We start from the raw sequence: 26,175 nt of genomic DNA, 5'->3' as shown, positions 1-26,175 counted from the left end.
TAACCCGACAAACAAAAACCCCAGCGCTGAGCTGGGGTTTTTGTTTAAACAGCTTAAAACGGCCCTCCCTGGCCGTTTAAATCACCTTACTTCAAGCCCAGCGCATTACGCATGGTGAAGTACAGGTCAGTCTGGTCAGTCAGACCGGTAACGTTAGCCGCATGCGGCCCATAAGCCGCTACACGCAGTTGAGTACCGGTGTGTTCCTGCGACGACCCTTCCGAGTTGCCGTAGCTCACCGCCATCACGGCGCCGTCTTTGGTGTTCAGCGCTTGCGTCAAACCAGGTGCCGAAGTTTCGAGCGCCACGATCTGGCTGGAGTGGGCGTGGTCCGCGGTCACGATAACCAGTGTATTGCCATCAGCTTTAGCGAAAGCCAGGGCCATTTGTACGGCTTCATCCAGGTCAACGGTTTCGCCAATCTGGCCGCATGGGTTGGCGGCATGGTCCTGCTTGTCGATGGACGCGCCTTCAATCTGCAGGAAGAAACCGTTGCGGTTGTCCTTGAGCAGGTCGATCGCTTTAACGGTCATTTCAGCCAGGGTCGGGGTAGCGGCAGTGCGGGCAGCGTTTGGTTGGCAGGTAACCGGCGCCTGGTTCAGGTTGCCGTGATAGGTGGCAGTCGGGCCGGTCCAACGGGTTGGCATATTGCCTGGCGAGAACAGACCAATCACCGGCTGTTTCTGGTTGGCGACGCGAATTTTCTTCAGGGCTGCGGCATCTTCCACCAGCACGAAGCCACGGGCAGCGGCTTGATCGCGCAGGGTTTTGCCCGACCATTTACCGGCCTTGGCGACTTCGGCAAAAGTGGCGGCGCCGCCGCCCAGAGTTACGTCCGGACGCACATTGAGCAATTGCTCGGTGATCGAGCCAGCACCGCCCTTCTCCAAGGCGTTGCTTGGGCATTGAGCAGTGGTGGCAACCGGGCCGTAGCATTTGCGGCCGGTCACGTGGGAGAACAGTGCCGCCGGCGTTGCATCTTGCAGTTCGGCGGTGGAGACGTTGCCGGTGGCCATGCCACGCAGTTTGGCCAGCTCCAGAATGGTCTGGTGGGGCTTCTCGTGGATATCCACACCCAGTGCACCGTTGTAGGTTTTGACGCCGGTGGACCAGGCGGTAGCCGAGGCGGCCGAGTCGGTCACATAGTCCGGCTTGCCGGTGTCTTTGTGCAGCGCGTAGTGCGTGTATTGGCCGGTAATTGGCAAGGCGTCGATGCCTTTGAAGTAGCCACCCGCACCTTCGGCGTAGTTACGAGCCAGGGTGATTTCCGAGTCGCCCATGCCGTCGCCGATCAGCAGAATCACGTTCTTGGCTTTGCGGTCGGACAGCGACGCCTTGATCGAGTCGGTCAGGTCACGGCCCACACGGCGTGCGCCGGCGTATTCGGTGATGTCGCCCCGGGCTTCGCGGTTGTACAGGCTCTTGCTGACTTTCTCATCGTGATCATGGGCAGAGCTGACAGTGGAGAAAGAAAGCAGCGCGGCAGAAACGGCGAGGGAAAGGGCCAACGGTAGGGCAGTAGTCATCTGAGGAGTCCTTATGCAGATGGGCAAAAAAAGGAGGTGTTCTCGCGACTACTGCCAGCAAAACTGGACCGACGAGATAAACAAGCAAACCGACAATAGGGATGCTTGGTGAACGTCGCGTTACAGCGAGCGGGCTATTGGGGAATCTGTGAAGTACTTGGCCAAACGCAAAAGCCCCGGCACGGTGGCCGGGGCTTTTCTTTTTAAATCAATTGGTTGCTAGAGCTGAACGGGTGTTTCGCTGATGGGGTTGTCGCCATACAGGGCGCCAATCTCGCGCTGAGTTTTTTCGACCCAGTTGAAAGCGCGCTCGTTTAGCTCAGCAATGGCGCGCGGGCCGGTGCCTTCGGCGTGCATCACCGGGCCGATAACGACCTGGATCGTGCCGGGGGTTTTACCCCAGCCTTGCTTGGGCCAGAACTCACCGGCGTTATGGGCAATCGGTAGCACCGGCAGGTTGGCGTTTACCGCCAACGCGGTACCGCCGCGGGAGAACTTGCCAATTTGCCCGGCCGGTACGCGGGTGCCTTCGGGAAAAATCAGCACCCAGATCTTTTGCTGCAAGCGTTCATGGCCCTGCTTGGCCAGTTCTTTTAGCGCGGCTTTGGGGTTGTTGCGGTCGATGGCGATGGGCTTGAGCATGGCCATCGCCCAGCCGAAGAACGGCACATACAACAGCTCGCGTTTCAGCACCTGGCTGAGCGGCGCGAAGTAGCAGGACAGAAAGAAAGTTTCCCAGGTGCTCTGGTGTTTGGAGAGGATCACGCAAGGCCGGGCAGGCACGTTTTCGGCGCCTTTTACTTCGTAGCGGATGCCGAGCATCACTTCGGTCAGCTTGACCGCAAAGCGGCACCAGTTGACGTTGATAAAGCGATAACGGGCTTCGAAGGATTGGAACGGTGCGATGAAGAAACTCAGGCTGCACCAGAGCAAGGCGCTGACGCCGAGGAGGATATAGAAGAGGAAGATTCTGATGGCCAGCACGATCGACATTTAGCGTTATCCGTCGCGGGCAATCCCCGCCTATTGGGTGTGGAGTAACTGCGCGGCAACCGCCGCCAAATCGGCAAATATCAATGTCCCTTGCGGCAACTCGGTGCCCAGGGTCTTTTCACCTTTGCCGGTCTTCACCAACACAGGCTGACAATCGACGGCCAACGCGGCTTCCAGGTCACCTCGACTGTCGCCAACAAACCATACGCCTGCAAGATTTGTGTCGTAATGCGCAGCGATGGTTTTCAGCATGCCGGGTTTGGGTTTGCGGCAATCGCATCCGTCATTCGGCCCATGTGGACAGTGCACCACCAGCCCCAGTTCACCGCCCTGCTCGGCCACCAGCTCGCGCAAGCGCGCATGCATCGACGCAAGCACTGCGGCCGAGTAATAACCGCGCGCCAGGCCCGACTGGTTGGTGGCAACAGCCACCGTCCAGCCAGCCTTGCTCAATTGCGCAATGGCCTCGACGGCGCCGGGGAGTGGAATCCACTCCTCCAGCGTTTGATGTAGGCGTCGGAGTCGTAATTGATCACCCCATCGCGGTCGAGTATCAGCAACTTCACGACTTACCCCAGCAGCGAGATATCAGCGACGCCCAGGAACAGGCTGCGCAGCTTGGCCAACAGGGCATACCGGTTGGCGCGTACCGACGGGTCTTCTGCATTCACCATTACCGCAGCGAAGAAGGCATCCACCGGGTCGCGCAGGGCAGCCAGTTGCGCCAAGGCTTCGCTGTACAGACGGGCTTGCGCCAATGGCTGTACGGCGTGGTCGGCCTGCTGGATCGCGGCATTGAGCGAGAACTCGCTCGGCGAATCGAAGTAGTGCGCTTCGATGCCGGCGGCCACGTTGCCCTCGGCCTTGCTCAGCAGGTTGGACACGCGCTTGTTGGCCGCTGCCAATGCTTCGGCTTCCGGCAGTTTGCGGAAGGCCTGTACGGCTTGTACGCGCTGGTCGAAGTCCAGTGGCGAAACCGGGTTCACCGCACGCACAGCCTGGTACACGGCCACTTCCACGCCTTCGTCTTCATAGCGCGCACGCAGGCGGTCGAAGATAAAGTCCTGCACCAGGGACGCCAGACCATCACCTTTAACCTTGGCGCCGAATTGCTCGATGGCGAAGGTGATGGTGGCGGCGAGATCCAGGTCCAGCTTCTTGTCGATCAGGATGCGCAAAATGCCCAGGGCAGCACGACGCAGCGCATAGGGATCTTTGCTGCCGGTTGGCAGCATGCCGATACCGAAGATGCCTACGAGGGTGTCCAGCTTATCGGCGATGGCGACAGCCGCACCGGTCAGCGTGGTCGGCAACTCAGCGCCGGCGCCACGAGGCATGTACTGCTCGTTCAACGCCAGTGCAACGTCTTCCGGTTCGCCGTCATTAAGGGCGTAGTAGTAACCGGCGATGCCTTGCATCTCCGGGAACTCGCCGACCATTTCGGTCGCCAGGTCGCACTTGCTCAGCAGGCCGGCGCGGGCCGCGCGATGGGCGTCACCGCCGATACGTGCCGCGATGAAGGCCGCCAGCAGCGACACACGTTCAGCCTTGTCGAATACCGAGCCCAGCTGGGCCTGGAATACCACGTTAGCCAGGCGCGTGTTGAAGCTATCGAGCTTCTGCTTCTTGTCCTGCTTGAAGAAGAACTCGGCGTCGGTCAGGCGCGGGCGAACCACTTTCTCGTTGCCGGAAATGATCTGCGCCGGGTCTTTGCTTTCGACGTTGGCCACGGTGATAAAACGCGGCAGCAACTTGCCGTTGGCATCCAGCAGGCAGAAGTATTTCTGGTTGTCCTGCATGGTGGTGATCAGGGCTTCCTGCGGCACGGCGAGGAAACGTTCCTCGAACGAGCACACCAGCGGCACTGGCCACTCGACCAACGCGGTCACTTCATCGAGCAAGGCCGGCGGCACAATGGCGCTGCCCTTCTGCTCGGCGGCAAGGGTGTCGACGCGTTTGCTGATCAGCGTGCGGCGCTCGGCGAAGTCGGCGAGCACATAGGCGCTGCGCAGGTCTTCGAGGTAGTTGGCCGGCGCGCTGATACGCACGTTGTCCGGGTGGTGGAAACGGTGACCACGGGATTCACGGCCGGCTTTCTGCGCGAGAATTTCGCAGTCGACCACGTCATCACCAAACAGCATCACCAACCACTGGGTTGGGCGCACGAATTCTTCTTTGCGGGCACCCCAGCGCATGCGCTTGGGAATCGGCAGGTCGTTCAGCGACGCGGTCACGATGCCAGCGAGAAGGCCCACGGCGGGTTGGCCGGGAATGCTCTGGCTGAACTTCAACTTCGGACCACTGCGGTCGATGGCGGAGATATCCACACCGCATTTTTTTGCGAAACCGAGGGCCGCTTGCGTCGGACTGCCGTCGGCGTCGAAGGCCGCCTGCACGGGCGGGCCGTCCATGTTCACGCTGCGGTCCGGCTGCTGCACGGCCAGTTGATCAATGATCACCGCCAGGCGACGCGGCGCTGCGTAAACGCGGCTGCCGGTGTAGCTCAGGCCGGCCGCTTTCAGGCCTTTTTCGATGCCGGCCAGAAAGGCGTCACCGAGGGTTTTCAGGGCTTTGGGTGGCAGCTCTTCAGTGCCCAGCTCTACCAGAAAATCGTGTGCACTCATTCTGCTGCCTCCAGCTTGGCCAATACTTCATCGCGCAGATCCGGCGCCGCCATCGGGAAGCCCAGACGCGCACGTGCCTGCAGGTAGCTCTGCGCTACCGAACGGGCCAGGGCCCGCACACGGAGAATGTATTGCTGACGGGCAGTCACCGAAATCGCGCGGCGAGCATCCAGCAGGTTGAAGGTGTGGGAGGCCTTGAGCACCATCTCGTAAGTCGGCAACGGCAGTTGCAGCTCGATCAGGCGGTTGGCTTCGCTTTCATAGAAGTCGAACAGCTCGAACAGTTTCTCGACGTTGGCGTGTTCGAAGTTGTAGGTCGACTGCTCCACCTCGTTCTGGTGGAACACGTCGCCGTAGGTCACTTTTCCGAACGGGCCGTCGGTCCATACCAGGTCGTAAACCGAATCCACGCCTTGCAGGTACATGGCCAGGCGTTCCAGACCGTAAGTGATCTCGCCGGTCACCGGGTAGCACTCAATGCCGCCCACTTGCTGGAAGTAGGTGAACTGGGTGACTTCCATGCCGTTGAGCCAGATTTCCCAGCCCAGACCCCAGGCGCCGAGGGTCGGCGATTCCCAGTTGTCTTCAACGAAACGAATGTCGTGCACCAACGGGTCGAGGCCGATGCGCTTCAGCGAACCCAGGTACAACTCCTGGAAGTTGTCCGGGTTGGGCTTCAACACCACCTGGAATTGGTAGTAGTGCTGCAGACGGTTAGGGTTTTCGCCGTAGCGGCCATCACCGGGACGGCGGCTAGGTTGCACATAGGCGGCGTTCCAGGTTTCCGGGCCGACGGCGCGCAAAAACGTGGCGGTGTGGAAGGTGCCGGCGCCGACTTCCATATCGTAAGGCTGAAGCACCACACAACCTTGCTCGGCCCAATACTGTTGGAGGGCGAGGATCAAGTCTTGGAAGGTGCGCACGGCAGGCGTAGGCTGGCTCACTAATTTCACCTGTACTGAGGCTGCGACAGAAAGGGCGGGAGTATACCCGATTCACCCCGCAAACCACCCTCACCCTCCCCTAGGAGCCCTATGCCACGCTGCTTCTGGTGCAACGAAGACCCGCTGTACATCACCTACCACGACCAAGAATGGGGCGTACCGCAGACAGATGCCGGTCACCTCTTTGAAATGCTGCTGCTCGAAGGCTTCCAGGCCGGGCTGTCGTGGATCACCGTATTAAAGAAGCGCGAACGCTACCGCCAGGTGCTGTTCGGCTTCGATGCCAAGCGGCTGGCGGAACTGAGCGATGAAGAAATCGAAGGGCTGATGCAAGACCCCGGCATCATCCGCAACCGCCTGAAGCTCAAGGCCGCCCGCAAAAATGCTCAGGCCTGGTTGCAGCTGGCGGACCCGGTCGGCTTTCTCTGGTCGTTTGTCGGCGGCGTGCCCAAGGTCAATCACTTCCCCGGGCGCAGCCATGTGCCGGCGGTGACGCCCGAAGCCGAAGCCATGAGCAAGGCGCTGAAAAAAGCCGGCTTTACGTTTGTGGGTCCGACCATTTGCTACGCCTTTATGCAGGCTACCGGCATGGTGATGGACCATACGCAGGATTGCAGCCGCTACGCCGAGCTCAGCGGGTAACCCACCCAACCCCGCGATAACCGAACCGCCTCAAGGTGGTTACAATGCGCCCCTGTTCGAATTCGGAGAGTGTCCGGTGGAGAAGTTCAAAGGTGCGTTGATCGTCGGCTTTCTGCGCCTGTTCGCCTTGTTGCCTTGGCGTGCGGTGCAAAGCTTGGGCGGGGCTATCGGGTGGCTGATGTGGCGCTTTCCCAACGGCTCGCGCAACGTCGCGGCCATCAACCTCAGCAAATGCTTCCCCGAGTTGGACCCTGTCGCCCACGACCGTCTGCTGAAAAAGAGCCTGATGGACATCGGCAGAACCCTCACCGAAAGCGCCTGCGCCTGGGTCTGGCCGGCCGGTAAATCCCTTAAGTTGGTGCGCGAAGTAGAAGGCCTTGAAGTGCTCCAGGCTGCCCTGGCTTCCGGCAAGGGCGTGGTCGGCATCACTAGCCACCTGGGCAACTGGGAAGTGCTCAACCACTTCTACTGCAACCAGTGCAAACCCATCATTTTTTACCGCCCGCCGAAACTCAAAGCCGTCGACGACCTGCTGCGCAAACAGCGCGTGCAGCTCGGCAACCGTGTGGCGCCGTCCACCAAGGAAGGCATTCTCAGCGTGATCAAGGAAGTGCGCAAAGGCGGTTCGGTCGGTATTCCGGCAGACCCGGAGCCGAGCTTGTCGGCGGGGTTGTTCGTACCGTTTCTGGCCATTCAGGCACTCACCAGCAAGTTCGTGCCCGGCATGCTCGCCGGCGGCAAAGCGGTCGGCGTGTTTCTGCATGCCCTACGCCTGGAAGATGGCTCAGGCTACAAGGTGATTCTCGAAGCCGCGCCCGAAGGTATGTACAGCACGGACACTCAGGAGGCCGTCGCCGCCATGAGCCAGGTCGTCGAGCGTTATGTGCGTGCTTACCCGAGCCAATATATGTGGACCATGAAGCGCTTCAAAAAACGCCCCGAAGGCGAGAAGCGCTGGTACTGACTTCAGGTACTAAGCCGCTGATTGAATAGCCAATTGAGGCCGCTGAATGTCGCTGGCCTCTAGGCGAACGCCGGGAATTGCGTTATTAACAGGGACCGTTGACCAGGAAGGCCGGGCCCTATGTCCAACCAGCGACTATCGCCACGCACGTCGATGAAGTGCCGCATCAAGATTTGCCATGACAGTTTCGGCGAAGTGATCGCCCTGACCCGCGATTTGTCCGACGGCGGCGTGTACGTCAAACACGACGACCTTACCGCCCTACCCCTCGGCGCCATCGTCACCGGCCAGGTGCAAGACCTGCCGATCGAAGCGCCGGTGCTGAAAATGGAAGTGATGCGGGTAATGGCTGACGGCGTAGGTTTGCGGTTTATCCGCGAAGACTGATCAGCGCGCTTTATCCAGTTTTCGCACAAACACCTGCATTTCCTTCTCTGCCTGCTTGTCGCCGTGCGCCTGTGCGGCGCTGATGCCGTGTTCCCACGCCTCGCGCGCGGCAGCTGTGTCACCCAGGCCCAACTGCGCTTTGCCTAACAGCTTCCATGCCGCCGAATACTTCGGGTCGAATTCAACACAACGTTGTAGGTGCTCGGCCGCTTTGGCGTTGTCATTCAGGTCCAGATAACCCTTGCCAAGACCAAACCGCAGCAAGGCGTTATCGATGCCTTTGCCGAGCATTTTTTCCAGAGAGTCGAGCATCGCAGTGTTCCTTTAGAAGAAGGTCAGGCCGACCTGGAACAGGCGCTCGACGTCGCGGATGTACTTCTTGTCCACCAGAAACAGAATCACGTGGTCGCCGGATTCAATCACCGTGTCGTCGTGGGCAATCAGCACTTCCTCATCGCGCACCAGAGCGCCGATGGTGGTGCCCGGCGGCAACGCGATGTCTTCGATGGCGCGACCGATCACCTTGCTGGATTTCGCATCGCCATGGGCAATCGCCTCGATGGCTTCTGCCGCACCCCGGCGCAGGGAATGCACGCTGACGATATCGCCGCGGCGCACGTGGGCGAGCAAGGTGCCGATGGTGGCGAGCTGCGGGCTGATGGCGATATCAATCTCGCCGCCTTGCACCAGGTCCACGTAGGCCGGGTTGTTAATCAGCGTCATCACCTTGCGCGCGCCCAGGCGTTTGGCCAGCAAGGACGACATGATGTTGGCTTCGTCGTCGTTGGTCAGCGACAGGAAAATATCGGCATCGCTGATGTTCTCTTCCACCAGCAAGTCGCGGTCCGAGGCGCTGCCCTGCAGCACGATGGTGCTGTCCAGGGTCTCGGACAGATACCGGCAACGCGCCGGATTCATCTCGATGATTTTTACCTGGTAACGGCTTTCGATGGCCTCGGCCAGTCGTTCGCCAATATGACCGCCGCCGGCAATCACGATGCGTTTGTTGCTGTCTTCCAGGCGGCGCATCTCGCTCATCACCGCACGGATGTGCGCCTTGGCGGCGATAAAAAACACCTCGTCATCGGCTTCGATCACGGTATCGCCACGGGGCAGAATCGGTCGGTCGCGGCGGAAAATCGCGGCTACGCGGGTGTCGACGTTGGGCATGTGCTCGCGCAACTGGCGCAATTGCTGGCCCACCAGCGGGCCGCCGTAATACGCCTTCACCGCTACCAGCTGCGCTTTGCCTTCGGCGAAGTCGATCACCTGCAAGGCGCCGGGTGTTCGATTAGGCGCTTGATGTAGTTGGTTACCACCTGTTCCGGGCTGATCAACACGTCCACCGGAATGGCGTCGTTATCGAACAAGCCGGAGCGCGTCAGGTAGGCCGCCTCGCGCACGCGGGCAATTTTGGTCGGGGTGTGGAACAGGGTGTAGGCCACTTGGCAGGCGACCATATTCACTTCATCGCTGTTGGTCACGGCCACCAGCATGTCGGCATCATCGGCGCCGGCCTGGCGTAGCACCGTGGGGAAAGAGCCCTTGCCCTGGATGGTGCGGATATCCAGCCGATCGCCGAGGTCGCGCAGGCGGTCGCCGTCGGTGTCGATCACGGTGATGTCGTTGTGCTCGCTGGCCAGGTGTTCCGCCAGGGTGCCACCCACCTGACCGGCGCCGAGAATAATGATCTTCATCCGTGTGTATCCCTAAACCTGTCGTGAGCGGCCCCGAAAATAGCAGACCTGCGCCGCGCCTGCACAAGCAGGCATTAGGCGCGCGGCGCGGCGGCGATCTTGATCAGTTTGGCGTAATAAAAGCCGTCGTGGCCGCCCTCTTGCGCCAGCAGTTGCCGGCCATGGGGTTGTTTAAGGCCGGGCGGTTGCTGGCCTTGTTGGCCGGCGATATCCAGCTCACGGGCGCCGGGCGTACGGGCCAAAAAGGCCTCAACCACTTCGGTGTTTTCCGTAGGCAATGTCGAGCAGGTGGCATAAAGCAACACGCCGCCGACTTCGAGGGTTGGCCATAGCGCGTCGAGCAATTCGCCTTGCAGGGTGGCGAGGGCAGGAATGTCGTCGGCCTGGCGGGTCAGTTTGATATCCGGATGACGACGGATAACGCCGGTAGCCGAGCAGGGCGCGTCCAGCAGAATGCGCTGAAAGGGTTTGCCGTCCCACCAGACGTCAGTCGCGCGCGCATCGGCGGCGATCAGCTCGGCGCAAAGGCCCAGGCGTGCGAGGTTTTCTTTCACCCGCACCAGGCGCTTGGCTTCGAGGTCGATGGCCACCACGCCGCTCAAGGCCGGTTCCGCTTCCAGCAGGTGACAGGTTTTTCCGCCGGGGGCACAGCAGGCGTCCAGCACCCGTTGGCCGGGCGCCAGGTCGAGCAAGTCGGCGGCCAGTTGCGCGGCTTCGTCTTGCACGCTTACGCGGCCTTCGGCAAAACCCGGCAACGTGGTGACGTCACACGCTTCGGCCAGCACGATGCCGTCGCGGCTAAAGGTGCAGGCACTGGCTTCGAAACCTACGCGTTGCAGTTCGGCCAGGTACTCATCGCGGCTACCGAGGCGCCGGTTCACCCGCAAAATCAAGGGCGGATGGGCGTTGTTGGCGGCGCAGATGGCTTCCCACTGCTCCGGCCAAAAAGCCTTCAGGGCTTTTTGCAGCCAGCGCGGGTGCGCCGTGCGGGCCATGGGGTCGTGGTCAACTTCCACCAGCAGCGTTTCAGCTTCGCGCTGGGCGCGGCGCAGCACGGCATTGAGCAACCCCTTGGCCCAAGGCTTTTTCAGTTTCTCGGCGGCGCCCACGGTTTCGCCGATGGCGGCGTGGGCAGGAATGCGGGTGTAGAGCAGTTGGTAAAGGCCCACCAGCATGAGCGCTTCGACATCGCGGTCTGCGGCCTTGAAGGGCTTTTGCAGCAGGCGTTCAGCCAGCGCGCTCAGGCGCGGCTGCCAACGGGCGGTGCCGAACGCCAGGTCTTGGGTCAGGCCTTTGTCGCGTGCTTCAACTTTATCCAGTTGCTTGGGCAACGAGCTGTTCAGCGAGGCTTTGCCCGACAGCACGGCAGCGAGGGCATGGGCCGCAGCCAGACGCGGGTTCATGCGCTGGCCCCCAGCACGGTACCCACGGCGAATTGCTCACGGCGGCTGTTGAACAGATCGGCAAAATTCAGCGCCTTGCCGCCAGGCAATTGCAGACGGGTTAGACGCAGGGCGCCTTCACCACACGCGACCACCAGACCATCACGGGTCGCGCTGAGGATTTCTCCCGGCGCGCCGTGGCCCTCGGCCGGCTGTGCCGCCAGCACTTTCAACGCTTCGCCATTCAACGTGCTGTGGCAGATGGGCCAGGGATTGAACGCGCGAATCAGGCGCTCCAGTTCCACGGCCGGGCGGCTCCAGTCGATGCGCGCTTCATCTTTATTGAGTTTGTGGGCGTAGGTCGCCAGATCGTTGTTTTGTACTTCGCCCTTCAGCGTGCCGGCGGCCAGGCCTTCGATGGCCTTCAACACGGCAGGCGGGCCGAGTTCGGCGAGGCGGTCGTGCAGGCTGCCGCCGGTGTCTTCAGAGGTAATGGCGGTGCTGACTTTCAGCAGCATCGGGCCGGTATCCAGGCCGGCTTCCATCTGCATTACGGTCACGCCGCTTTCGGCATCGCCGGCCTGCACGGCGCGCTGAATAGGCGCCGCACCGCGCCAGCGTGGCAGCAACGAAGCATGGCTATTGATGCAGCCCAGGCGCGGGGTATCGAGCACAACTTGCGGCAGGATAAGGCCGTAGGCAACAACGACCATCAGGTCGGCATTCAAGCCAGCGAGTTCGGCCTGGGCCGCCGGGTCGCGCAGGGTCGGCGGCTGCAGCACGGGAATATTGTTCTCCAGCGCCAGCTGTTTCACCGGGCTTGGCATCAGCTTTTGCCCACGGCCGGCCGGGCGATCCGGTTGAGTGTAAACCGCCACAATCTCGTGCTGGCTGGCGAGCAGGGCTTTGAGGTGTTCGGCGGCAAACTCCGGTGTGCCGGCGAAAACGAGGCGCAGTGCTTGGCTCATGTGGGGGTTACTCGAAAGGCTGAATACTGAAAAGAAAAAGGCTTGCCGGAGCAAGCCTTTGATCGGCGTTTAAACCTGCTGGCGGTGCGCTTTTTCCAGCTTCTTCTTGATGCGGTCGCGCTTGAGCGTAGACAGGTAGTCCACAAACAGCTTGCCGTTGAGATGGTCGCACTCGTGCTGAATGCAGATGGCGAGCAGGCCTTCGGCGATCAATTCATAGGGCTGACCATCGCGGTCCAGCGCCTTGATTTTCACCTTCTGCGGGCGGTCGACGTTCTCGTAAAAGCCCGGCACAGACAGGCAGCCTTCCTGATACTGATCCATTTCATCGGTCAGCATTTCGATCTCGGGATTGATGAAAACCCGCGGCTCGTTCTTTTCTTCGCTGAGGTCCATCACCACCACGCGCTTGTGCACGTTGATCTGGGTGGCGGCCAAACCAATGCCCGGCGCGTCGTACATGGTTTCAAACATGTCGTCGATCAACTGACGCAACGCGTCGTCAACCACGTCTACGGGCTTGGCGATGGTACGCAGGCGCGGGTCGGGAAACTCGAGGATGTTTAGGATTGCCATATGCGTTGTGTGATGCACTTGTGGAATAAAGTCAAAATCCGCTGCTAATATGCTGAGCAGCATTGAAAAACGGCTTCAGGCCGCGGCTTCCGAGGCTTTCGGAGCAGCCCTTGGGCGTTCTACGTGAAGACACATAATAAAGGGATTCACCGCATGAGGAAATCACTACTCGCCCTGCTACTCCTAGCCGCCACTGGCTTGGCTCAGGCCGAAGTGCAGCTCAAGGAAGGTCATCCGGACCGCTACACCGTGGTCAAGGGCGATACCCTCTGGGATATTTCCGGAAAGTTCCTCAGTGAGCCGTGGAAGTGGCCAGAGATCTGGCACGCCAACCCGCAGGTTGAAAACCCTCATCTGATTTACCCCGGCGACCAGCTTTCGCTGACTTACGTTGACGGCCAGCCACGCCTGACCCTCAACCGTGGCGAGTCGCGAGGCACCATCAAACTGTCGCCGCAAGTACGCAGCACGCCGATGGCTCAGGCCATTCCGACCATTCCGCTGGAAGCCATCGACAGCTTCCTGCTGAAAAATCGGATTGTTGATAGCGATGCAGAATTTACCAAAGCCAACTACGTGGTAGCCGGTTCCGCCGAGCGCGTAGTGAGTGGCGCTGGCGACCGCATCTACGCTCGCGGCACCTTCGATGAACAGCACCCGGTTTACGGCATCTTCCGCCAGGGCCGCACCTACACGGACCCGGACACCAAAGAATTCCTCGGCATCAACGCCGACGATATCGGCGGCGGCCAAGTGGTTGCCGAGGAAGATGGCGTTGCCACCCTTACCCTGACGCGCACCACTCAGGAAGTGCGTAACGGTGACCGTCTCTTCCCCACCGAAGAGCGTCACGTGAACTCCACCTTATGCCGAGCGCACCGACCACCGAAATCCGTGGCCTGATTCTCGACGTGCCGCGTGGCGTTTCGCAGATCGGTCAGTTCGACGTGGTTACCTTGAGCAAAGGCAAACGCGACGGTCTGGTAGAGGGCAACGTGCTCGCGGTTTACAAAACCGGCGAAACTGTTCGTGACCGCGTTACCGGCGAACAGGTAAAAATTCCGGATGAGCGCGCCGGCTTGCTGATGGTGTTCCACACCTACGACAAGTTGAGCTACGGCCTGGTGCTTAGCGCCACAAGGCAGCTCGAAGTGATGGACAAGATACGGAATCCGTAATCGACAAAACCCCCGCAAATGCGGGGGTTTTTGTTTCTGGGGTCTTGTAAGAAATTTCTCTGAAAACACACCGATCAAGGAATGATCATGACCAACACATCCCCCGCCGAACTTGAAGCCCGTGTGCGTTTGCACTGCCTGCCCGACCTCGGCACCAAGCGTTTCCGCACCCTGATTGACGCCTTCGGCAACGCCTCGTCGGCACTAAGCGCCTCTGCCGCTGCCTGGCGCGCTTTGAAGCTGCCCGCCGTGTGCGCAGACGCGCGCCGCGACGAAGCCATTCGCCAGCGGGTAACTGCCACGCTCACCTGGCTGGAACAGTGCAACCAGCACCTGCTGGCCTGGGACCACCCCGACTACCCCGCCCTGCTCGCCGAACTGCCGGATGCGCCGCCGCTGTTATATGTGGCCGGCAACCCGGACCTGCTGCAGCAACCGCAATTGGCCATTGTCGGCAGCCGCCGCGCATCCAAGCCGGGCATGGATACCGCCCACGCCTTTGCCCGCAGCCTGGCCGCTGGCGGCTTCGTGATCACCAGCGGCATGGCCTTGGGTATCGACGGCGCGGCGCATCAAGGTGCCTTGGCCGTAGGCGGTAAAACCGTGGCAGTGCTGGGTACTGGGCTGAACCAGATCTACCCGCCCCGCCACCGCCATCTGGCCGCCGATATCGTCGCTCAAGGCGGCGCCATGATCTCGGAGCTGCCGCTCGACAGCCCGCCCATTCCCGCCAGCTTTCCGCTGCGTAACCGCATCATCAGCGGCCTGTCGCTGGGCGTGTTGGTGGTGGAAGCCAGCCCTTCCAGCGGTTCGCTGATCACCGCGCGCCTGGCGCTGGAACAAGGGCGCGAGGTGTATGCCATTCCCGGCTCCATCCACCATCCCGGCGCACGCGGCTGCCACCAGCTGATTCGCGATGGCGCGGCATTGGTGGAGTGCGTCGAACATATTCTGGAAGGCCTTCGCGGCTGGCAAAACGTGGCGCCTGAACCCCAACGTCGCGCCAAACCGGTTGCGGTCAAACACCCGCTGATGAAGCTGCTGTTTGCCGCGCCGCAGACCAGCGAGGCCCTGGCCGTGGCCAGTGGCTGGGCCTTGCCGAAGGTGCTGGCGGCGCTCAGCGAGCTGGAAGTGGAAGGCCGGGTGGCCAACGAAAGTGGTGTCTGGGTGGGCCGTTAAGCGGCGCTTCGGTACACTTCCTACAGTGAAATGGCCCGCAGTGAAAATGAACCCCGAGGTGGCAATGACCAGCAGTTGGCGTATCCAGCAGGTAGCGCGCGTTGTGCGCAATGGTGGCGTGATCGCCTACCCCACCGAGGCCGTTTGGGGCCTGGGTTGCGACCCGTGGGATGCGCAGGCAGTCGAACGTCTGCTGGCGCTCAAACAGCGCCCAGTGGAAAAGGGGCTGATTCTGGTGGCCGACAGCATCCACCAGTTCGACTTTCTATTCGAAGACTTCCCCGAGCTGTGGCTCGATCGCCTGGCCAGCACTTGGCCCGGGCCGAACACCTGGCTGGTGCCGCACCAGAATCTGCTGCCCGGCTGGATTACCGGTGAGCACGAAACCGTCGCCTTGCGCGTGACCGACCACCCGCTGGTGCGCGACCTCTGCGCCCAGGTCGGCCCGCTGGTATCCACCTCGGCCAACCCCTCCGGCAAACCGCCGGCACGCAACAGCCTACGCATTCAGCAGTACTTCCCCGATCAACTCGATGCCGTGCTGACCGGGGCCCTGGGTGGCCGGAAAACCCCAGCGTGATTCGCGACCTGGCTACCGGCAAGGTACTGCGCGCCAGCTAAAGCCTTAAGGCAACAGCACCGTGGAGCCGCTGGTTTGCCGCCCAGACAGGGCGGTATGCGCAGCGGCGGCATCTTTCAGGGCAAAGCGCTGGTTGATATCCACTTGAATCTGCCCGCTCGCCAGCATGGCGAATAACTCATCGGCCATGGCCTGCAAGTTGGCCGGGGTGTCGGCATAGCTGCCCAGCGTCGGCCGGGTGACATACAGCGAACCCTTACCGGCCAGCACGCCCAGATTCACCCCACTGACCGGCCCGGACGAGTTACCAAAACTCACCAGCAAACCGCGCGGCGCGGTGCAGTTGAGCGACGTTTCCCAGGTGTCCTTGCCGATGGAGTCGTACACCACCGGGCATTTCTTGCCGTCGGTGAGTTCCAGCACCCGCGCGACCACATCTTCATGGCTGTAATCGATGGTCGCCCAAGCGCCCAATGCCTTGGCGCGTTCGGCCTTGGCTGCCGAGCCGACGGTGCCAATCAGTTTGACCCCGAGCGCCTTGGCCCATTGGCAGGCAATGCTGCCGACGCCACCGGCGGCAGCATGGAACAGGATGGTTTCGCCACCCTTGAGCGGATAGGTCTGACGCAACAGGTACTGCACCGTCAGGCCCTTGAGCATCACGCTGGCGGCGAGCTCGAAGCTGACGCTGTCGGGCAGCTTCACCAGGTGCGCGGCCGGCAAGGTATGTACTTCGCTGTATGCGCCCAATGGGCCGGTGCCGTAAGCCACCCGGTCGCCGACTTTTAGGTGGCTGACCGCGCTACCCACCGCCTCCACCACGCCAGCGCCTTCCGCACCCAAACCCGAAGGCAAGGACGCCGGGGAATACAGGCCGCTGCGGTAATAGGTGTCGATAAAGTTGAGGCCGATAGCGTGGTTGGCCACCCGTACGTCGTTGGGGCCAAGCTCGGTCGGTTGGAAGTCCACATAGTCCAGAACTTCAGGACCACCGTGTTGGGCAAACTGAATGCGTTTTGGCATGGAAAATCCCTACGAAGATTGCTGCGAAAACCGCTATGCAACGCTTGTCCCTGATGGGCGTCAACAGCGAAGGGCTGGAGAGCGGTGGTATGCTTGCGCCCCTATTCGGGCCACGAGCCCCACCCCAGCGGCTTCTGGGCGGCGAACACGTTTTTAATTTTGCGTGAAGAAGGTGATGGTGTGAGTGAACGTTCCGCGGCCGTGAAGGCCTACCTGCTCGATCTGCAAGACCGTATCTGCGCCGCCCTGGAAACGGAAGACGGCGGCGCGCGCTTTGTCGAAGACGCCTGGGAGCGTCCGGCCGGCGGTGGCGGTCGCACCCGCGTGATCGAAAACGGCGCGGTGCTGGAAAAAGGCGGGGTCAACTTCTCCCACGTCTTCGGCACCGGCCTGCCGCCCTCGGCCAGCGCCCACCGCCCGGAACTGGCCGGCCGTGGCTTTGAGGCCATGGGCGTGTCCCTGGTCATGCACCCGGAAAACCCGCATATCCCTACGTCCCACGCCAACGTGCGCTTTTTTATCGCCGAGAAAGAAGGCGAAGAGGCCGTGTGGTGGTTCGGTGGCGGCTTCGACCTCACGCCCTACTACGGTAACCAAGAAGACTGCCAGCACTGGCACCGCGTGGCCGAGCAGGCCTGCGCGCCGTTTGGCGCCGACGTGTACCCGCGCTACAAGCCTGGTGCGACACCTACTTCCATATCAAACACCGCAACGAACCGCGCGGCATCGGCGGCCTGTTTTTCGATGACTTGAACGAGTGGGATTTTGACACCTGCTTCGCCTTTATCCGCGCCATCGGCGACGCCTATATCGACGCTTACCTGCCCATCGTGCAGAAGCGCAAAGGCATCGCTTCACCGCCGAGCAGCGTTCGTTCCAGGCGTTTCGTCGTGGCCGTTATGTGGAATTCAACCTGGTGTACGACCGCGGCACCCTGTTCGGTCTGCAATCGGGCGGGCGTACTGAATCCATTCTGATGTCGCTGCCACCGCATGTGCAGTGGGGCTACGACTGGAAACCCAAGGCCGGCGGCGAAGAAGCGCGGCTGACCGACTACTACCTGCAAGACCGCGACTGGTTGGGCGAGGCGGCACGTTAATGGACCGTTATGGCGTATTCGGCAATCCCGTCGGCCACAGCAAGTCGCCGCTGATTCACCGCCTGTTTGCCGAGCAGACCGGCCAGCAGCTGAGCTATGAACCCCTGCTGGCGCCGCTGGACGGCTTCACCGCCTTTGCCCGCGACTTCTTCGCCAACGGCCGTGGCGGCAACGTCACCGTGCCGTTCAAGGAGCAAGCCTATCAATTGGCCGACAGTCTGACCCCACGCGCCCAACGCGCCGGGCGGTGAACACCCTGAGCAAGCAAGCCGACGGCGGCCTGCTGGGCGACAACACCGACGGCGCGGGCCTGGTGCGCGACCTCACGGTCAACGCCGGCCTGAACCTCGAAGGCAAACGCATTCTTCTATTGGGTGCCGGTGGCGCCGCGCGCGGAGTGATCGCGCCATTGCTGGCCGAACAGCCGCACTCGCTGGTGATCGCCAACCGCACCGTGGAAAAAGCCGAGAACCTGGCCAAACTGTTTGCCGACCTGGGGCCGGTCGCGGCGTGCGGCTTCGATTGGATGGAGGCACCGGTCGACCTGATCATCAATGGCACCTCGGCCAGCCTCGCCGGCGAGCTGCCGCCCATCTCGCCGAGCCTGATCAAACCGGGCCACACCGTGACCTACGACATGATGTACGGCAAGGGCCTGACAGCCTTCAACCACTGGGCTAGCGAACACGGTGCAGCGCGCACCCTTGATGGCCTGGGCATGTTGGTGGAGCAGGCGGCCGAAGCGTTTTTCCTCTGGCGCGGCGTGCGTCCGGACAGCGCCTCGGTGCTGGCGGAACTGCGCCGCCAACTGGCGTAAGCGGAGCACTCCATGGCGACCGAAGCAGACAGCAGCCCCATCGAAGAACGTATTCGCGGCTGGCATGCGCATGTCTACTTCGACGCCAGCACCGTGCAGCTCGCCCGCACTCTCTGCGAAGAAGCCGCCACCTTGTTCGAGCTGAAGATGGGCCGGGTCCACGAGAAAATCGTAGGCCCGCACCCGGCCTGGAGCTGCCAGTTGGCGTTGCGGCCGGCGGTATTCGCCGAGCTGATTCCCTGGCTGGTGCTACACCGTCAGGAGCTGTCGATTTTCGTCCATCCCATTACCGGCAATGACCTGATCGACCACCGCGACCACGGTCTGTGGATCGGCCAGCCGCTGACCATGAACCTCAGCGTGTTCAACGACCAGCCGGCTACCCACTTCGACTTGTAATAGCCGTTTCCAGGAATCGAGGCTGAAGCCTCTCCCACAGGGGGATCACCGTCCTTGTGGGAGAGGCTTTAGCCTCGATGCTTTTTAGTTCAGGACTCCCTGCAAGATGGTGTAAACGATCCCGGTGGTAATGGCGATCAACACCACATCACTCCCAACCCGCCGCCATTCATAGCCGTTGTACTGCGGCAAGCCATGCAGTGCGCGGGCGTCCAGGCGTTTGCCGTAGCCGTGGGGCAGCGGCCGGCCGTGTTCGATGCGCACACCGGGCGGCAGGTCCGGGCCACGGCCGATCTGTTCGCGGTGGTCATAGAACTGCTGACGCACCGGGGCGAAATCCTGCGGCGGTTGACCGTGGCGATTGTTGGCCTGTTGCGGCTGACGCTGCGGCTGGTTATGCGCCGGTTGGCCATTTTGCTGATGGCCCTGGTTGCCCGGCTGGGAATTGCCCTGCTGGTGCCCTTGGCCGGGCTGGCCATTGCGCGGATCTTGCTCCTGGCCCGGGCCACCTTGTGGCGCGGCAGTGGCCAGGCTGCTGGCCAACAGGGCGGCAATGCTCAGGCTGGCGATCAGGCGGGACGTCTTCATGGTGTAGCTCCTGCTCCGCGCCGCCTCGGCAACGTGACTGGGCGGCGGGCCAGCGAGTATTGGCGCTGGTTGCAGGATTAGGCGTGACGGCGCGCTGAAAATTCCTCTGTATCAGGACTTTTACACAGCTGACGCAACGCTTACAGCGGCGGCTGAAACTCGATGGGGCACTGGTCCGCGCCTTCCAGTTTGAGCAACTCCTCCACGATTTGCCCCTTGGCGTTGCGCAGGCATAGCACCCGGCCCAGGCCGCGTAAACGGTGGGCTTCCTGGTGCAGCATGGTGACGCCGGCATAGTCGATAAAATTCATGTGCTGCCCCTCGATCACCACGCGCTGGCCCTTGCTGCGTTGCAGGCGCAGTTGCAGGTAATGGCAGGCGCCAAAGAAGATCGAGCCCTCCACACGCAGAATTTCTTCATCGCCTTCAAACCACTGCTGCACCCGTGGCTGCGAGGTGCGTTTGAGGTAGAAAAACAACGAAGCCAACACGCCGGCATAAATCGCCGTTTGCAGCTCCAGCAGCAGGGTGGCGGCCAGGGTCAGTAGCATCACCACGAACTCCGAACGGCTAACGCGAAACAGCGAGCGAATGCCGGCGAAATCGATCAGGCCCCAGCAGATCAGCAGAATGCTCGCGGCCATGCTCGGCAGCGGAATGCGGGCAATCAGCCCGGCGCCAAACAGGGCAAAGGTCGCCACCAGCAACGCCGAACAAACACCGGCCAACGGCGAATTGGCGCCGCCTTGCAGGTTGAGCGCGGAGCGGGCGAACGAGCCGGCCGACAGATAGCCGGAAAACCACGCCCCGACCATATTGGAAAAGCCCTGGGCGCGGACCTCCTGGTTGGCATTGAGCATTTGTTGCGAGCGGCTGGCCAAGGTGCGGGCGATGGACAGGCTGGTTACCAGGCCGAGCATGCCGCACGCCACGGCCGTTGGGAGCAGGCGCAGCACGGTGGCCGGGTCCAGGCTCAGCGGGCTGAACGGCGGCAGCGAACCGCTGAACGCCGGCACGCGCGGCACGCTGGCAAACAGGGTTGGCAGCGCCCACACCACCAAGCCACCGGCCACAATGCCCACCAACAGCGCCGGAGCCCGTGGCCACAACCGGCGCACCACCAGGCTCGCCGCGAGGGTAATCGCCGCGATCACCACGCAGGCCGGATTGAGCGTGGGCAACGCTTCAATCAAGTGCACCAGGCTGTCGAAGCCGGTGGCCTGGCTCGGCAGGTTGATGCCGAAAAAATACGGCAACTGGCCGAGGGCAATGACCAGGGCGGCGCCGGCACTAAAGCCAAGCACCACCGAGTGGGAAACAAAGTTCACCAGCGAGCCAAAGCGCAGCATGCCCAGAATCCACTGGAACAGGCCGGCGAGGAATGTAAGCAGCAGCACCAGCTCCACGTAGTCGGCGCTGCCCGGCACGGCCAACGGGCTGAGGCTGGTAAACAGCACGACCGAGATGGCCGCCGTCGGCCCGCAGATCAGGTGCCAGGACGAACCCCACAAGCTGGCGATCAGCACGGGTACCACCGCGGCGTACAGACCGTATTCGGCCGGCAGGCCGGCGATCAGGGCGTAGGCGATGGATTGCGGCAGGGCCAGCACGGCGCCGCTCAGGCCCACCAGAAAGTCGCGGCGCAGGGAGCGGCCTGTCTGCATGGGCAGCCAGGCGAGAAAGGGAAGAAGCATCAGGCGATTGGGCCAGCGCATGAAAGTCTCAGGGAAAGAAGGCAGTGAATAGGGTATCAGCTCAAAAGCATAAACCCTCTCCCCAGCCCTCTCCCGCAAAGCGGGCAGAGGGAGCCGATTGTGTTCCCGGCCACTGTTTGTTCCATCACGCCGATTAGCTCCCCTCGCCCGTTTACGGGAGAGGGGCTGGGGGAGAGGGTCGCTTTACAGCTTGGCTTTCACCACCGCCAACGCATCCGCCCCATCCTTGGTTTTCACCCCTTCAAGCCACCCATCCAACACCTCCGGGTGCGCCGCAATCCAGGCCTTGGCCGCTTCGGCATTGGTGGCCTTCTTGCTGTCCACCTGGGCCATGATGCTGTTCTCCATTTCCTGGGTAAATGTCAGGTTGGTGAGCAGCTTTGCCACGTTGGGGCACGCCTGTGCATAACCTTTTCGCGTCAACGTATAAACACTGCCGCTGGCGCCAAAATACTTCTCGCCACCGGTGAGGTATTTCATCTTGAATTGCACGTTCATCGGGTGCGGGGTCCAGCCCAGGAAGGTGATAAACCGCTCGCGTTTTACCGCCCTGGCCACCTCCGACAACATGGCCTGTTCACTGGACTCCACCAGCTTCCATTGACCCAGGTCGAACTCGTTTTTAGTGATGATTTCCTGCAGCGACTGGTTGGCCGGTGCACCGGCACCAATTCCGTAAATCTTCTTGTCGAACTTGTCGGCAAATTTGGCCAGGTCGGCGTAGTCATGCACCCCAGCGGCGTACACGTAATCGGGTACAGCCAGCGTGAACTCTGTGCCTTCGAGGTTTTTATGCAATTGCTCGACGGCGCCGGTTTTTACAAATTTGTCGTAGTGCGCCTGCTGCGCGGGCATCCAATTGCCCATGAACACGTCCACCAAACCGTCTTTCATGCCGCCGAAAATAATCGGCACTGCCAGCGTGTCCACCTTGGCTTTGTAGCCCATGCCGTCAAGCAAAAAGCCGGTGACGGCGTTGGTAGCGGCGATATCGCTCCAGCCCGGATCGGCCATGCGCACGGTGTCGCAACTGTCCGCCGCCTGAGCGTTGCCGATGCCGAGCGCCAGAACGCCAGCCGCTGTGAGCAAACCTGTGGATAACTTGGTGGATAACCGTTTCATAACGTCCCCTTGGAATTAGTTATTAGTGTGGGCAGGTGGTTGCGGAAAACGTGCCTTGCGCTCCAGGTCGTCGAGGTCGATGTGGTTGCGCATATATTGCTGGCTGGCATCGGTAAACGGCTGGTGATCCCAGCTCTTGAGGGTGCCCAGGCTTAGCGCGCCGGCAACGAAACGCCGACGCCGCTGACTGGCCAACACCTGATCGTGAATAGCGGGAATATTCCACTTGCTGCGCGCCTCCTTGAGAAAGGCCGCAAACAGGTCTTGATGGGCCGCCGACCGGCTGAGTTCTTCCAGTTCAAACGGGTCTTGCTCGGTGTTGAAGAGCAGGCACGGGTCCTGTTCCGAATACATGAATTTGTAAGGGCCGCGACGAATCATCATCAGCGGGCTGTTGGTGCCCTCGGCCATGTACTCGCCAAACACTTCATCGTGCCCGCGCTCGCCACGCAGATGCGGCAGCAGCGAGCGGCCATCGAGTGGCAGCTCGTCATGCAATTTGCCGCCGGCCAGCTCTACAAAAGTGGGCAACAGATCGGCTGTGGAGATCGACGCTTTGATCCGCGCGGCGGCAAAGTGCGCCGGGGCGTGAATCACCATCGGCACCCGGGCGGCCATTTCGAACCAGTGCATTTTGTACCAGAGGCCGCGCTCGCCAAGCATGTCGCCGTGGTCGCCGGAGAACACGATGATGGTGTTATCGGCCTGGCCGGTTTCTTCGAGGGTTTCCAGCAGCTTGCCGATATTGCTGTCGATATAGCTGCACGCGCCGAAGTACGCGCGGCGGGCATCGCGAATCTTGTTTTCGGCCAGCGGCTTGTCCCACAGGTCGATCACTTTCATCAGCCGCTGCGAATGCGGGTCTTGCTCACTCTGCGCACGCGGGTGGCGCGGCAGCGGGATTTCGTCGCCCTCGTACAGGTCCCAGAATTTTTTCGGGATGGTGTAGGGGTCGTGGGGGTGGGTCATGGAGACGGTCAGGCAGAACGGCTGCTGCGGCGCCTCGCGCACATGGTCGAACAGGTACTGCTGCGCCTTGAACACCACCTCTTCATCGAAATCCAGCTGGTTGGTGCGCACGCACAGCCCGGCCTGCAGCACCGACGACATGTTGTGGTACCAGCTCGGCCGCACATCCGGCTCATCCCAATTCACCGCCCAGCCGTAATCGGCGGGGTAGATGTCGCTGGTCAGGCGCTGTTCATAGCCATGCAACTGGTCCGGCCCGCAGAAATGCATCTTGCCCGAAAGCGCGGTTTTGTAGCCCAGGCGCCGCAGGTAGTGGGCGTAGGTCGGCACGTCGGCGGAGAAGTCGGCGGCGTTGTCATAGGCACCGATCTTTGACGGCAGCTGGCCGCTCACCAGGGTGAAGCGCGAAGGCGCACAGAGCGGGCTGTTGCAGTAGGCCGAGTCGAACACCACACCTTCGCGGGCCAGGCGGCTCAGGTGCGGCATTTTGATGGGGGATGCGGGGTCGTGCAGGGGCAGAAGCGGCGCGGCCATCTGGTCGGCCATGATGAAGAGGATGTTCGGGCGATTCATGTTGGCGGGCTTATCCTATGCGGATCAGTTATGCGATAGTTCATGTACCGATCTTCTTCCTCATGTATTCAGGGGTAAAGCGCATGGCCGCGCATGTTTCGGATAAGCAGCACTTATGTGAGCGTACACGGTGAGCCTGCCCTTGGATTTGCTCCGGGTATTCGAAGCCGCGGCGCGCTCGCTGAGCTTCACCAGCGCCGCCGCCGAACTGGGCACCACGCAGCCGGCGGTGAGCCAGCAGATCAAGCGGCTGGAAAAGGAGCTGGCGGTGCGCCTGTTCGACCGCATCCACCGCGGCATCACCCTCACCGACGCCGGGCAGGTGCTGCTGGTGCATGTGCAGCAAGGGCTGGAAGCCATCGACGCCGGCATCGCCGCCATCACCGCGCAGAACCAGCACGAGGTGCTGCAGGTTTCCACCGACTTTGCCTTCGCCGCCTATTGGCTGATGCCCCGGCTGCCGCGTTTTCGCGCCGCCAACCCGCACCTGGACGTCAGCCTGATCACCAGCGACCGCAGCATGACCAGCCTGCGCAGCGACATCGATATCGCCATCACCTTTGGCGACGGCCGCTTCAAACACACTGAAGCCAGTCGCCTGTTCAGCGAAGAAGTGTTCCCCATCTGCAGCCCGCGCTTGCTCGAAGGGCGCACGTTGCCGTTAAGCAATGACCAACTCGCCGGCCTGCCGCTGCTGCACTTAAAGCCTGACGCGAGCAGCCGCTGGTTCGACTGGAATGGGTTATTTCAGGCCCTGGGCATCACCCAACCGGTAGGCCCGGCGGCACTGAGTTTCGACAACTACACCCTGCTGATTCAGGCCGCGATTGCCGGGCAAGGCGTGGCGATTGGCTGGAGCCACCTGGTGGATGAGCTGCTGGAACAGGGCGTGCTGTGCAAGGTGATCGAGGGGCAGGCGCAGTCGCGGTTTGGTTATTACGCGGTGTTGTCTGAACGCAAACGCCGGGCGCGGCTGCTGCAACCGTTTGTGGAGTGGTTGCATGCGGAGTTGAAGCTTTAAATAGAGAGTTTTTGTGGGAGAGGCTTCAGCCTCGATTGCCTTTTCCAGGAATCGAGGCTGAAGCCTCTCCCACAGGTCCCCATGTTGCTGCGATGAACTGCATCACAGTGGATTCCATACCGCCGCGCCCTTTCCTATACTGCGCGGGCCGGCAAGGACTGCTCTGGCTCCCTACCCTTCTGCCATGTGGACCGTCCTTGTGAATATTCGCCCTGCCCTCGCCCGTTTGCTGTTTTGCACTTTGTTCGCCATCAGTGCCGCCTCGGGCGCGGCAGAAAAGGTCACGGTCAAAACCCAGCCGCTCAAGGTGCAGGAATTGGCCTCCGGCAGCGCCCTGCTGGTCGACCTCAAAACCAACGAAGTGATCTATTCCAGCAACCCCGACAAAGTCGTGCCCATCGCGTCGGTGACCAAGCTGATGACCGCCATGGTCACCCTGGACGCCAAGCTGCCGATGGATGAAGTGCTGCCGGTGCAGATTCAAGACGTAAAAGAAATGCGCGGCGTGTTCTCGCGCGTGAAGGTCGGCAGCCTGGCCACTCGCCACGAGATGCTGTTGCTGGCGCTGATGTCCTCGGAAAACCGCATGGCCGCGAGCCTGGCCCATCACTACCCAGGCGGCGTGCCGGCGTTCGTGGCCGCCATGAACAACAAGGCCAAGGCGCTGGGCATGGCCCACACCCGCTACGTGGAGCCGACCGGCCTGTCTGAGCTGAACGTCTCCAGCGCCAACGACCTGGTGAAACTGCTCAAAGCCAGCCAGCAATACCCGCTTCTCGGCCAGCTCAGCACCACCCAGGAAACCACCGCCAGCTTCAAGAAACCCAACTACAGCCTGGGCTTTCGCAACACCAACCACCTGATCTACAAAGCCAACTGGAGCATCCAGCTGACCAAGACCGGCTTTACCAACGAAGCCGGCCACTGCCTGGTGATGCGCACCATGATGAACGGCCGCCCGGTGGCGTTCGTGGTGCTGGATGCCTTCGGCAAATACACCCATATCGCCGATGCCGGTCGGTTGAAGACCTGGGTAGAGACCGGCCGAGTGTCCCCGGTGTCGCCTGCGGCGTTGGCGTATAAGCGTTCCAAGCAGGGCGCGCATCAGTTGGCGGCGGAGTAAGGCGTAGGTTGGGTTGAGCGAAGCGAAGCCCAACGATACAAACCCGCCCGCCTCCACGCATTGCCCAACATAACGCGTGATGCCAA

The 26,175-nt window shown here is 61.6% G+C and carries 20 protein-coding genes and 6 pseudogenes; 11 read left to right on the top strand and 15 right to left on the bottom strand.

Features of this window, described 5'->3' with window-relative positions:
- Positions 1 to 86: 86 nt before the first annotated feature.
- From phoA to glyQ, 5 genes and pseudogenes are all read right to left on the bottom strand, one after another.
- Positions 87 to 1,526: an alkaline phosphatase gene (gene phoA, locus AC0V2S_RS07375; protein WP_475509177.1), complete on the bottom strand. Its 1,440-nt coding sequence runs from the start codon at positions 1,524 to 1,526 to the stop codon at positions 87 to 89.
- Between the two features lie 219 nt (positions 1,527 to 1,745).
- Entirely contained in the window at positions 1,746 to 2,519 is a 774-nt protein-coding gene (locus AC0V2S_RS07370; protein WP_475509176.1) for a lysophospholipid acyltransferase family protein, read from the bottom strand.
- 30 nt (positions 2,520 to 2,549) lie between these two features.
- Positions 2,550 to 3,085, bottom strand: a pseudogene (gmhB, locus tag AC0V2S_RS07365) (D-glycero-beta-D-manno-heptose 1,7-bisphosphate 7-phosphatase).
- Positions 3,086 to 3,088: 3 nt separating this feature from the next.
- Positions 3,089 to 5,143 (bottom strand): glycine--tRNA ligase subunit beta, encoded by a 2,055-nt coding sequence (gene glyS / locus AC0V2S_RS07360; protein ID WP_475509175.1) that lies wholly within the window; start codon positions 5,141 to 5,143, stop codon positions 3,089 to 3,091.
- Positions 5,140 to 6,087 (bottom strand): glycine--tRNA ligase subunit alpha, encoded by a 948-nt coding sequence (gene glyQ / locus AC0V2S_RS07355; protein ID WP_457436979.1) that lies wholly within the window; start codon positions 6,085 to 6,087, stop codon positions 5,140 to 5,142. Before glyQ ends, glyS begins: the two co-directional genes overlap by 4 nt.
- Positions 6,088 to 6,177: 90 nt before the next feature.
- On the opposite strand from glyQ, the gene AC0V2S_RS07350 reads away from it, so the two are divergent.
- From AC0V2S_RS07350 to AC0V2S_RS07340, 3 genes are all read left to right on the top strand, one after another.
- Positions 6,178 to 6,729, top strand: coding sequence for a DNA-3-methyladenine glycosylase I (locus AC0V2S_RS07350; RefSeq protein ID WP_475509174.1), 552 nt, complete (start codon positions 6,178 to 6,180; stop codon positions 6,727 to 6,729).
- A 76-nt stretch (positions 6,730 to 6,805) separates the two neighbouring features.
- A complete protein-coding gene (locus AC0V2S_RS07345; protein ID WP_475509173.1) occupies positions 6,806 to 7,693 on the top strand; it encodes a lysophospholipid acyltransferase in 888 nt (295 codons plus the stop codon).
- 120 nt (positions 7,694 to 7,813) lie between these two features.
- Positions 7,814 to 8,080, top strand: a complete 267-nt coding sequence (locus tag AC0V2S_RS07340; protein WP_475509172.1) for a PilZ domain-containing protein — start codon at positions 7,814 to 7,816, stop codon at positions 8,078 to 8,080.
- Here the strand turns inward: AC0V2S_RS07340 and AC0V2S_RS07335 are convergent, their stop codons facing one another.
- The 5 genes and pseudogenes from AC0V2S_RS07335 to def all read right to left on the bottom strand — a co-directional run bounded on the left by AC0V2S_RS07335 (position 8,081) and on the right by def (position 12,703).
- Positions 8,081 to 8,392: a tetratricopeptide repeat protein gene (locus tag AC0V2S_RS07335; protein WP_475509171.1), complete on the bottom strand. Its 312-nt coding sequence runs from the start codon at positions 8,390 to 8,392 to the stop codon at positions 8,081 to 8,083.
- A 12-nt stretch (positions 8,393 to 8,404) separates the two neighbouring features.
- Positions 8,405 to 9,777, bottom strand: a pseudogene (trkA, locus tag AC0V2S_RS07330) (Trk system potassium transporter TrkA).
- Between the two features lie 74 nt (positions 9,778 to 9,851).
- On the bottom strand, positions 9,852 to 11,180 hold the full coding sequence (rsmB, locus tag AC0V2S_RS07325) for a 16S rRNA (cytosine(967)-C(5))-methyltransferase RsmB (RefSeq protein WP_475509170.1): 1,329 nt from the start codon (positions 11,178 to 11,180) through the stop codon (positions 9,852 to 9,854).
- Positions 11,177 to 12,127, bottom strand: a complete 951-nt coding sequence (gene fmt, locus AC0V2S_RS07320) for a methionyl-tRNA formyltransferase (RefSeq protein ID WP_475509169.1) — start codon at positions 12,125 to 12,127, stop codon at positions 11,177 to 11,179. Before fmt ends, rsmB begins: the two co-directional genes overlap by 4 nt.
- Before the next feature lie 69 nt (positions 12,128 to 12,196).
- Positions 12,197 to 12,703 (bottom strand): peptide deformylase, encoded by a 507-nt coding sequence (def, locus tag AC0V2S_RS07315; RefSeq protein ID WP_475509168.1) that lies wholly within the window; start codon positions 12,701 to 12,703, stop codon positions 12,197 to 12,199.
- Between the two features lie 153 nt (positions 12,704 to 12,856).
- Between def and AC0V2S_RS07310 the strand changes: the two are divergent.
- The 3 genes and pseudogenes from AC0V2S_RS07310 (at position 12,857) to tsaC (ending at position 15,681) form a co-directional block, all read left to right on the top strand.
- A pseudogene (locus tag AC0V2S_RS07310) lies at positions 12,857 to 13,881 on the top strand (LysM peptidoglycan-binding domain-containing protein).
- 87 nt (positions 13,882 to 13,968) lie between these two features.
- Positions 13,969 to 15,060 (top strand): DNA-processing protein DprA, encoded by a 1,092-nt coding sequence (gene dprA / locus AC0V2S_RS07305; protein ID WP_475509167.1) that lies wholly within the window; start codon positions 13,969 to 13,971, stop codon positions 15,058 to 15,060.
- A 64-nt stretch (positions 15,061 to 15,124) separates the two neighbouring features.
- Positions 15,125 to 15,681 (top strand): annotated as a pseudogene (gene tsaC, locus AC0V2S_RS07300) (L-threonylcarbamoyladenylate synthase type 1 TsaC).
- A gap of 4 nt (positions 15,682 to 15,685) precedes the next feature.
- Here the strand turns inward: tsaC and AC0V2S_RS07295 are convergent.
- Entirely contained in the window at positions 15,686 to 16,663 is a 978-nt protein-coding gene (locus tag AC0V2S_RS07295) for an NADPH:quinone reductase (RefSeq protein ID WP_475509166.1), read from the bottom strand.
- Between the two features lie 180 nt (positions 16,664 to 16,843).
- Here AC0V2S_RS07295 and hemF point away from each other — a divergent pair.
- The 3 genes and pseudogenes from hemF (at position 16,844) to AC0V2S_RS07280 (ending at position 18,978) form a co-directional block, all read left to right on the top strand.
- Positions 16,844 to 17,762 (top strand): annotated as a pseudogene (hemF, locus tag AC0V2S_RS07290) (oxygen-dependent coproporphyrinogen oxidase).
- Positions 17,762 to 18,579: pseudogene (gene aroE / locus AC0V2S_RS07285) on the top strand (shikimate dehydrogenase). The pseudogenes hemF and aroE overlap by 1 nt, the downstream one beginning before the upstream one ends.
- A 12-nt stretch (positions 18,580 to 18,591) precedes the next feature.
- Positions 18,592 to 18,978, top strand: a complete 387-nt coding sequence (locus tag AC0V2S_RS07280; RefSeq protein ID WP_475509165.1) for a DOPA 4,5-dioxygenase family protein — start codon at positions 18,592 to 18,594, stop codon at positions 18,976 to 18,978.
- A gap of 84 nt (positions 18,979 to 19,062) precedes the next feature.
- Here AC0V2S_RS07280 and AC0V2S_RS07275 read toward each other — a convergent pair whose 3' ends face one another.
- From AC0V2S_RS07275 to betC, 4 genes are all read right to left on the bottom strand, one after another.
- Positions 19,063 to 19,566 (bottom strand): anti-virulence regulator CigR family protein, encoded by a 504-nt coding sequence (locus tag AC0V2S_RS07275; RefSeq protein ID WP_475509164.1) that lies wholly within the window; start codon positions 19,564 to 19,566, stop codon positions 19,063 to 19,065.
- 140 nt (positions 19,567 to 19,706) lie between these two features.
- Entirely contained in the window at positions 19,707 to 21,281 is a 1,575-nt protein-coding gene (locus AC0V2S_RS07270) for a SulP family inorganic anion transporter (protein ID WP_475509163.1), read from the bottom strand.
- A gap of 183 nt (positions 21,282 to 21,464) precedes the next feature.
- The gene (gene choX, locus AC0V2S_RS07265) at positions 21,465 to 22,403 is read right to left on the bottom strand and encodes a choline ABC transporter substrate-binding protein (protein WP_475509162.1); all 939 of its coding nucleotides are present in this window, start codon (positions 22,401 to 22,403) and stop codon (positions 21,465 to 21,467) included.
- Between the two features lie 15 nt (positions 22,404 to 22,418).
- Positions 22,419 to 23,945, bottom strand: a complete 1,527-nt coding sequence (gene betC / locus AC0V2S_RS07260; protein ID WP_475509161.1) for a choline-sulfatase — start codon at positions 23,943 to 23,945, stop codon at positions 22,419 to 22,421.
- 130 nt (positions 23,946 to 24,075) lie between these two features.
- Between betC and AC0V2S_RS07255 the strand changes: the two genes are divergently transcribed.
- Together AC0V2S_RS07255 and pbpG are read left to right on the top strand one after the other, a co-directional pair.
- A complete protein-coding gene (locus tag AC0V2S_RS07255; RefSeq protein WP_475509160.1) occupies positions 24,076 to 24,966 on the top strand; it encodes a choline sulfate utilization transcriptional regulator in 891 nt (296 codons plus the stop codon).
- Positions 24,967 to 25,165: 199 nt separating this feature from the next.
- Positions 25,166 to 26,089 (top strand): D-alanyl-D-alanine endopeptidase, encoded by a 924-nt coding sequence (gene pbpG / locus AC0V2S_RS07250; protein ID WP_475509159.1) that lies wholly within the window; start codon positions 25,166 to 25,168, stop codon positions 26,087 to 26,089.
- Positions 26,090 to 26,175 lie beyond the last annotated feature (86 nt).

Source organism: Pseudomonas sp. CC11G (assembly GCF_056174845.1).
This window is presented reverse-complemented; position numbering and strand designations above follow the sequence as displayed.

Excerpts from the sequence above, each read along its gene's own strand:
- def (WP_475509168.1), bottom strand. The coding sequence starts at position 12,703 with ATGGCAATCCTAAACATCCTCGAGTTTCCCGACCCGCGCCTGCGTACC.
- choX (WP_475509162.1), bottom strand. The coding sequence starts at position 22,403 with ATGAAACGGTTATCCACCAAGTTATCCACAGGTTTGCTCACAGCGGCT.
- AC0V2S_RS07335 (WP_475509171.1), bottom strand. The coding sequence starts at position 8,392 with ATGCTCGACTCTCTGGAAAAAATGCTCGGCAAAGGCATCGATAACGCC.
- dprA (WP_475509167.1), top strand. The coding sequence starts at position 13,969 with ATGACCAACACATCCCCCGCCGAACTTGAAGCCCGTGTGCGTTTGCAC.
- rsmB (WP_475509170.1), bottom strand. The coding sequence starts at position 11,180 with ATGAACCCGCGTCTGGCTGCGGCCCATGCCCTCGCTGCCGTGCTGTCG.
- fmt (WP_475509169.1), bottom strand. The coding sequence starts at position 12,127 with ATGAGCCAAGCACTGCGCCTCGTTTTCGCCGGCACACCGGAGTTTGCC.
- phoA (WP_475509177.1), bottom strand. The coding sequence starts at position 1,526 with ATGACTACTGCCCTACCGTTGGCCCTTTCCCTCGCCGTTTCTGCCGCG.
- AC0V2S_RS07295 (WP_475509166.1), bottom strand. The coding sequence starts at position 16,663 with ATGCCAAAACGCATTCAGTTTGCCCAACACGGTGGTCCTGAAGTTCTG.
- glyS (WP_475509175.1), bottom strand. The coding sequence starts at position 5,143 with ATGAGTGCACACGATTTTCTGGTAGAGCTGGGCACTGAAGAGCTGCCA.
- AC0V2S_RS07270 (WP_475509163.1), bottom strand. The coding sequence starts at position 21,281 with ATGCGCTGGCCCAATCGCCTGATGCTTCTTCCCTTTCTCGCCTGGCTG.
- betC (WP_475509161.1), bottom strand. The coding sequence starts at position 23,945 with ATGAATCGCCCGAACATCCTCTTCATCATGGCCGACCAGATGGCCGCG.
- AC0V2S_RS07350 (WP_475509174.1), top strand. The coding sequence starts at position 6,178 with ATGCCACGCTGCTTCTGGTGCAACGAAGACCCGCTGTACATCACCTAC.
- AC0V2S_RS07340 (WP_475509172.1), top strand. The coding sequence starts at position 7,814 with ATGTCCAACCAGCGACTATCGCCACGCACGTCGATGAAGTGCCGCATC.
- AC0V2S_RS07370 (WP_475509176.1), bottom strand. The coding sequence starts at position 2,519 with ATGTCGATCGTGCTGGCCATCAGAATCTTCCTCTTCTATATCCTCCTC.
- AC0V2S_RS07275 (WP_475509164.1), bottom strand. The coding sequence starts at position 19,566 with ATGAAGACGTCCCGCCTGATCGCCAGCCTGAGCATTGCCGCCCTGTTG.
- AC0V2S_RS07280 (WP_475509165.1), top strand. The coding sequence starts at position 18,592 with ATGGCGACCGAAGCAGACAGCAGCCCCATCGAAGAACGTATTCGCGGC.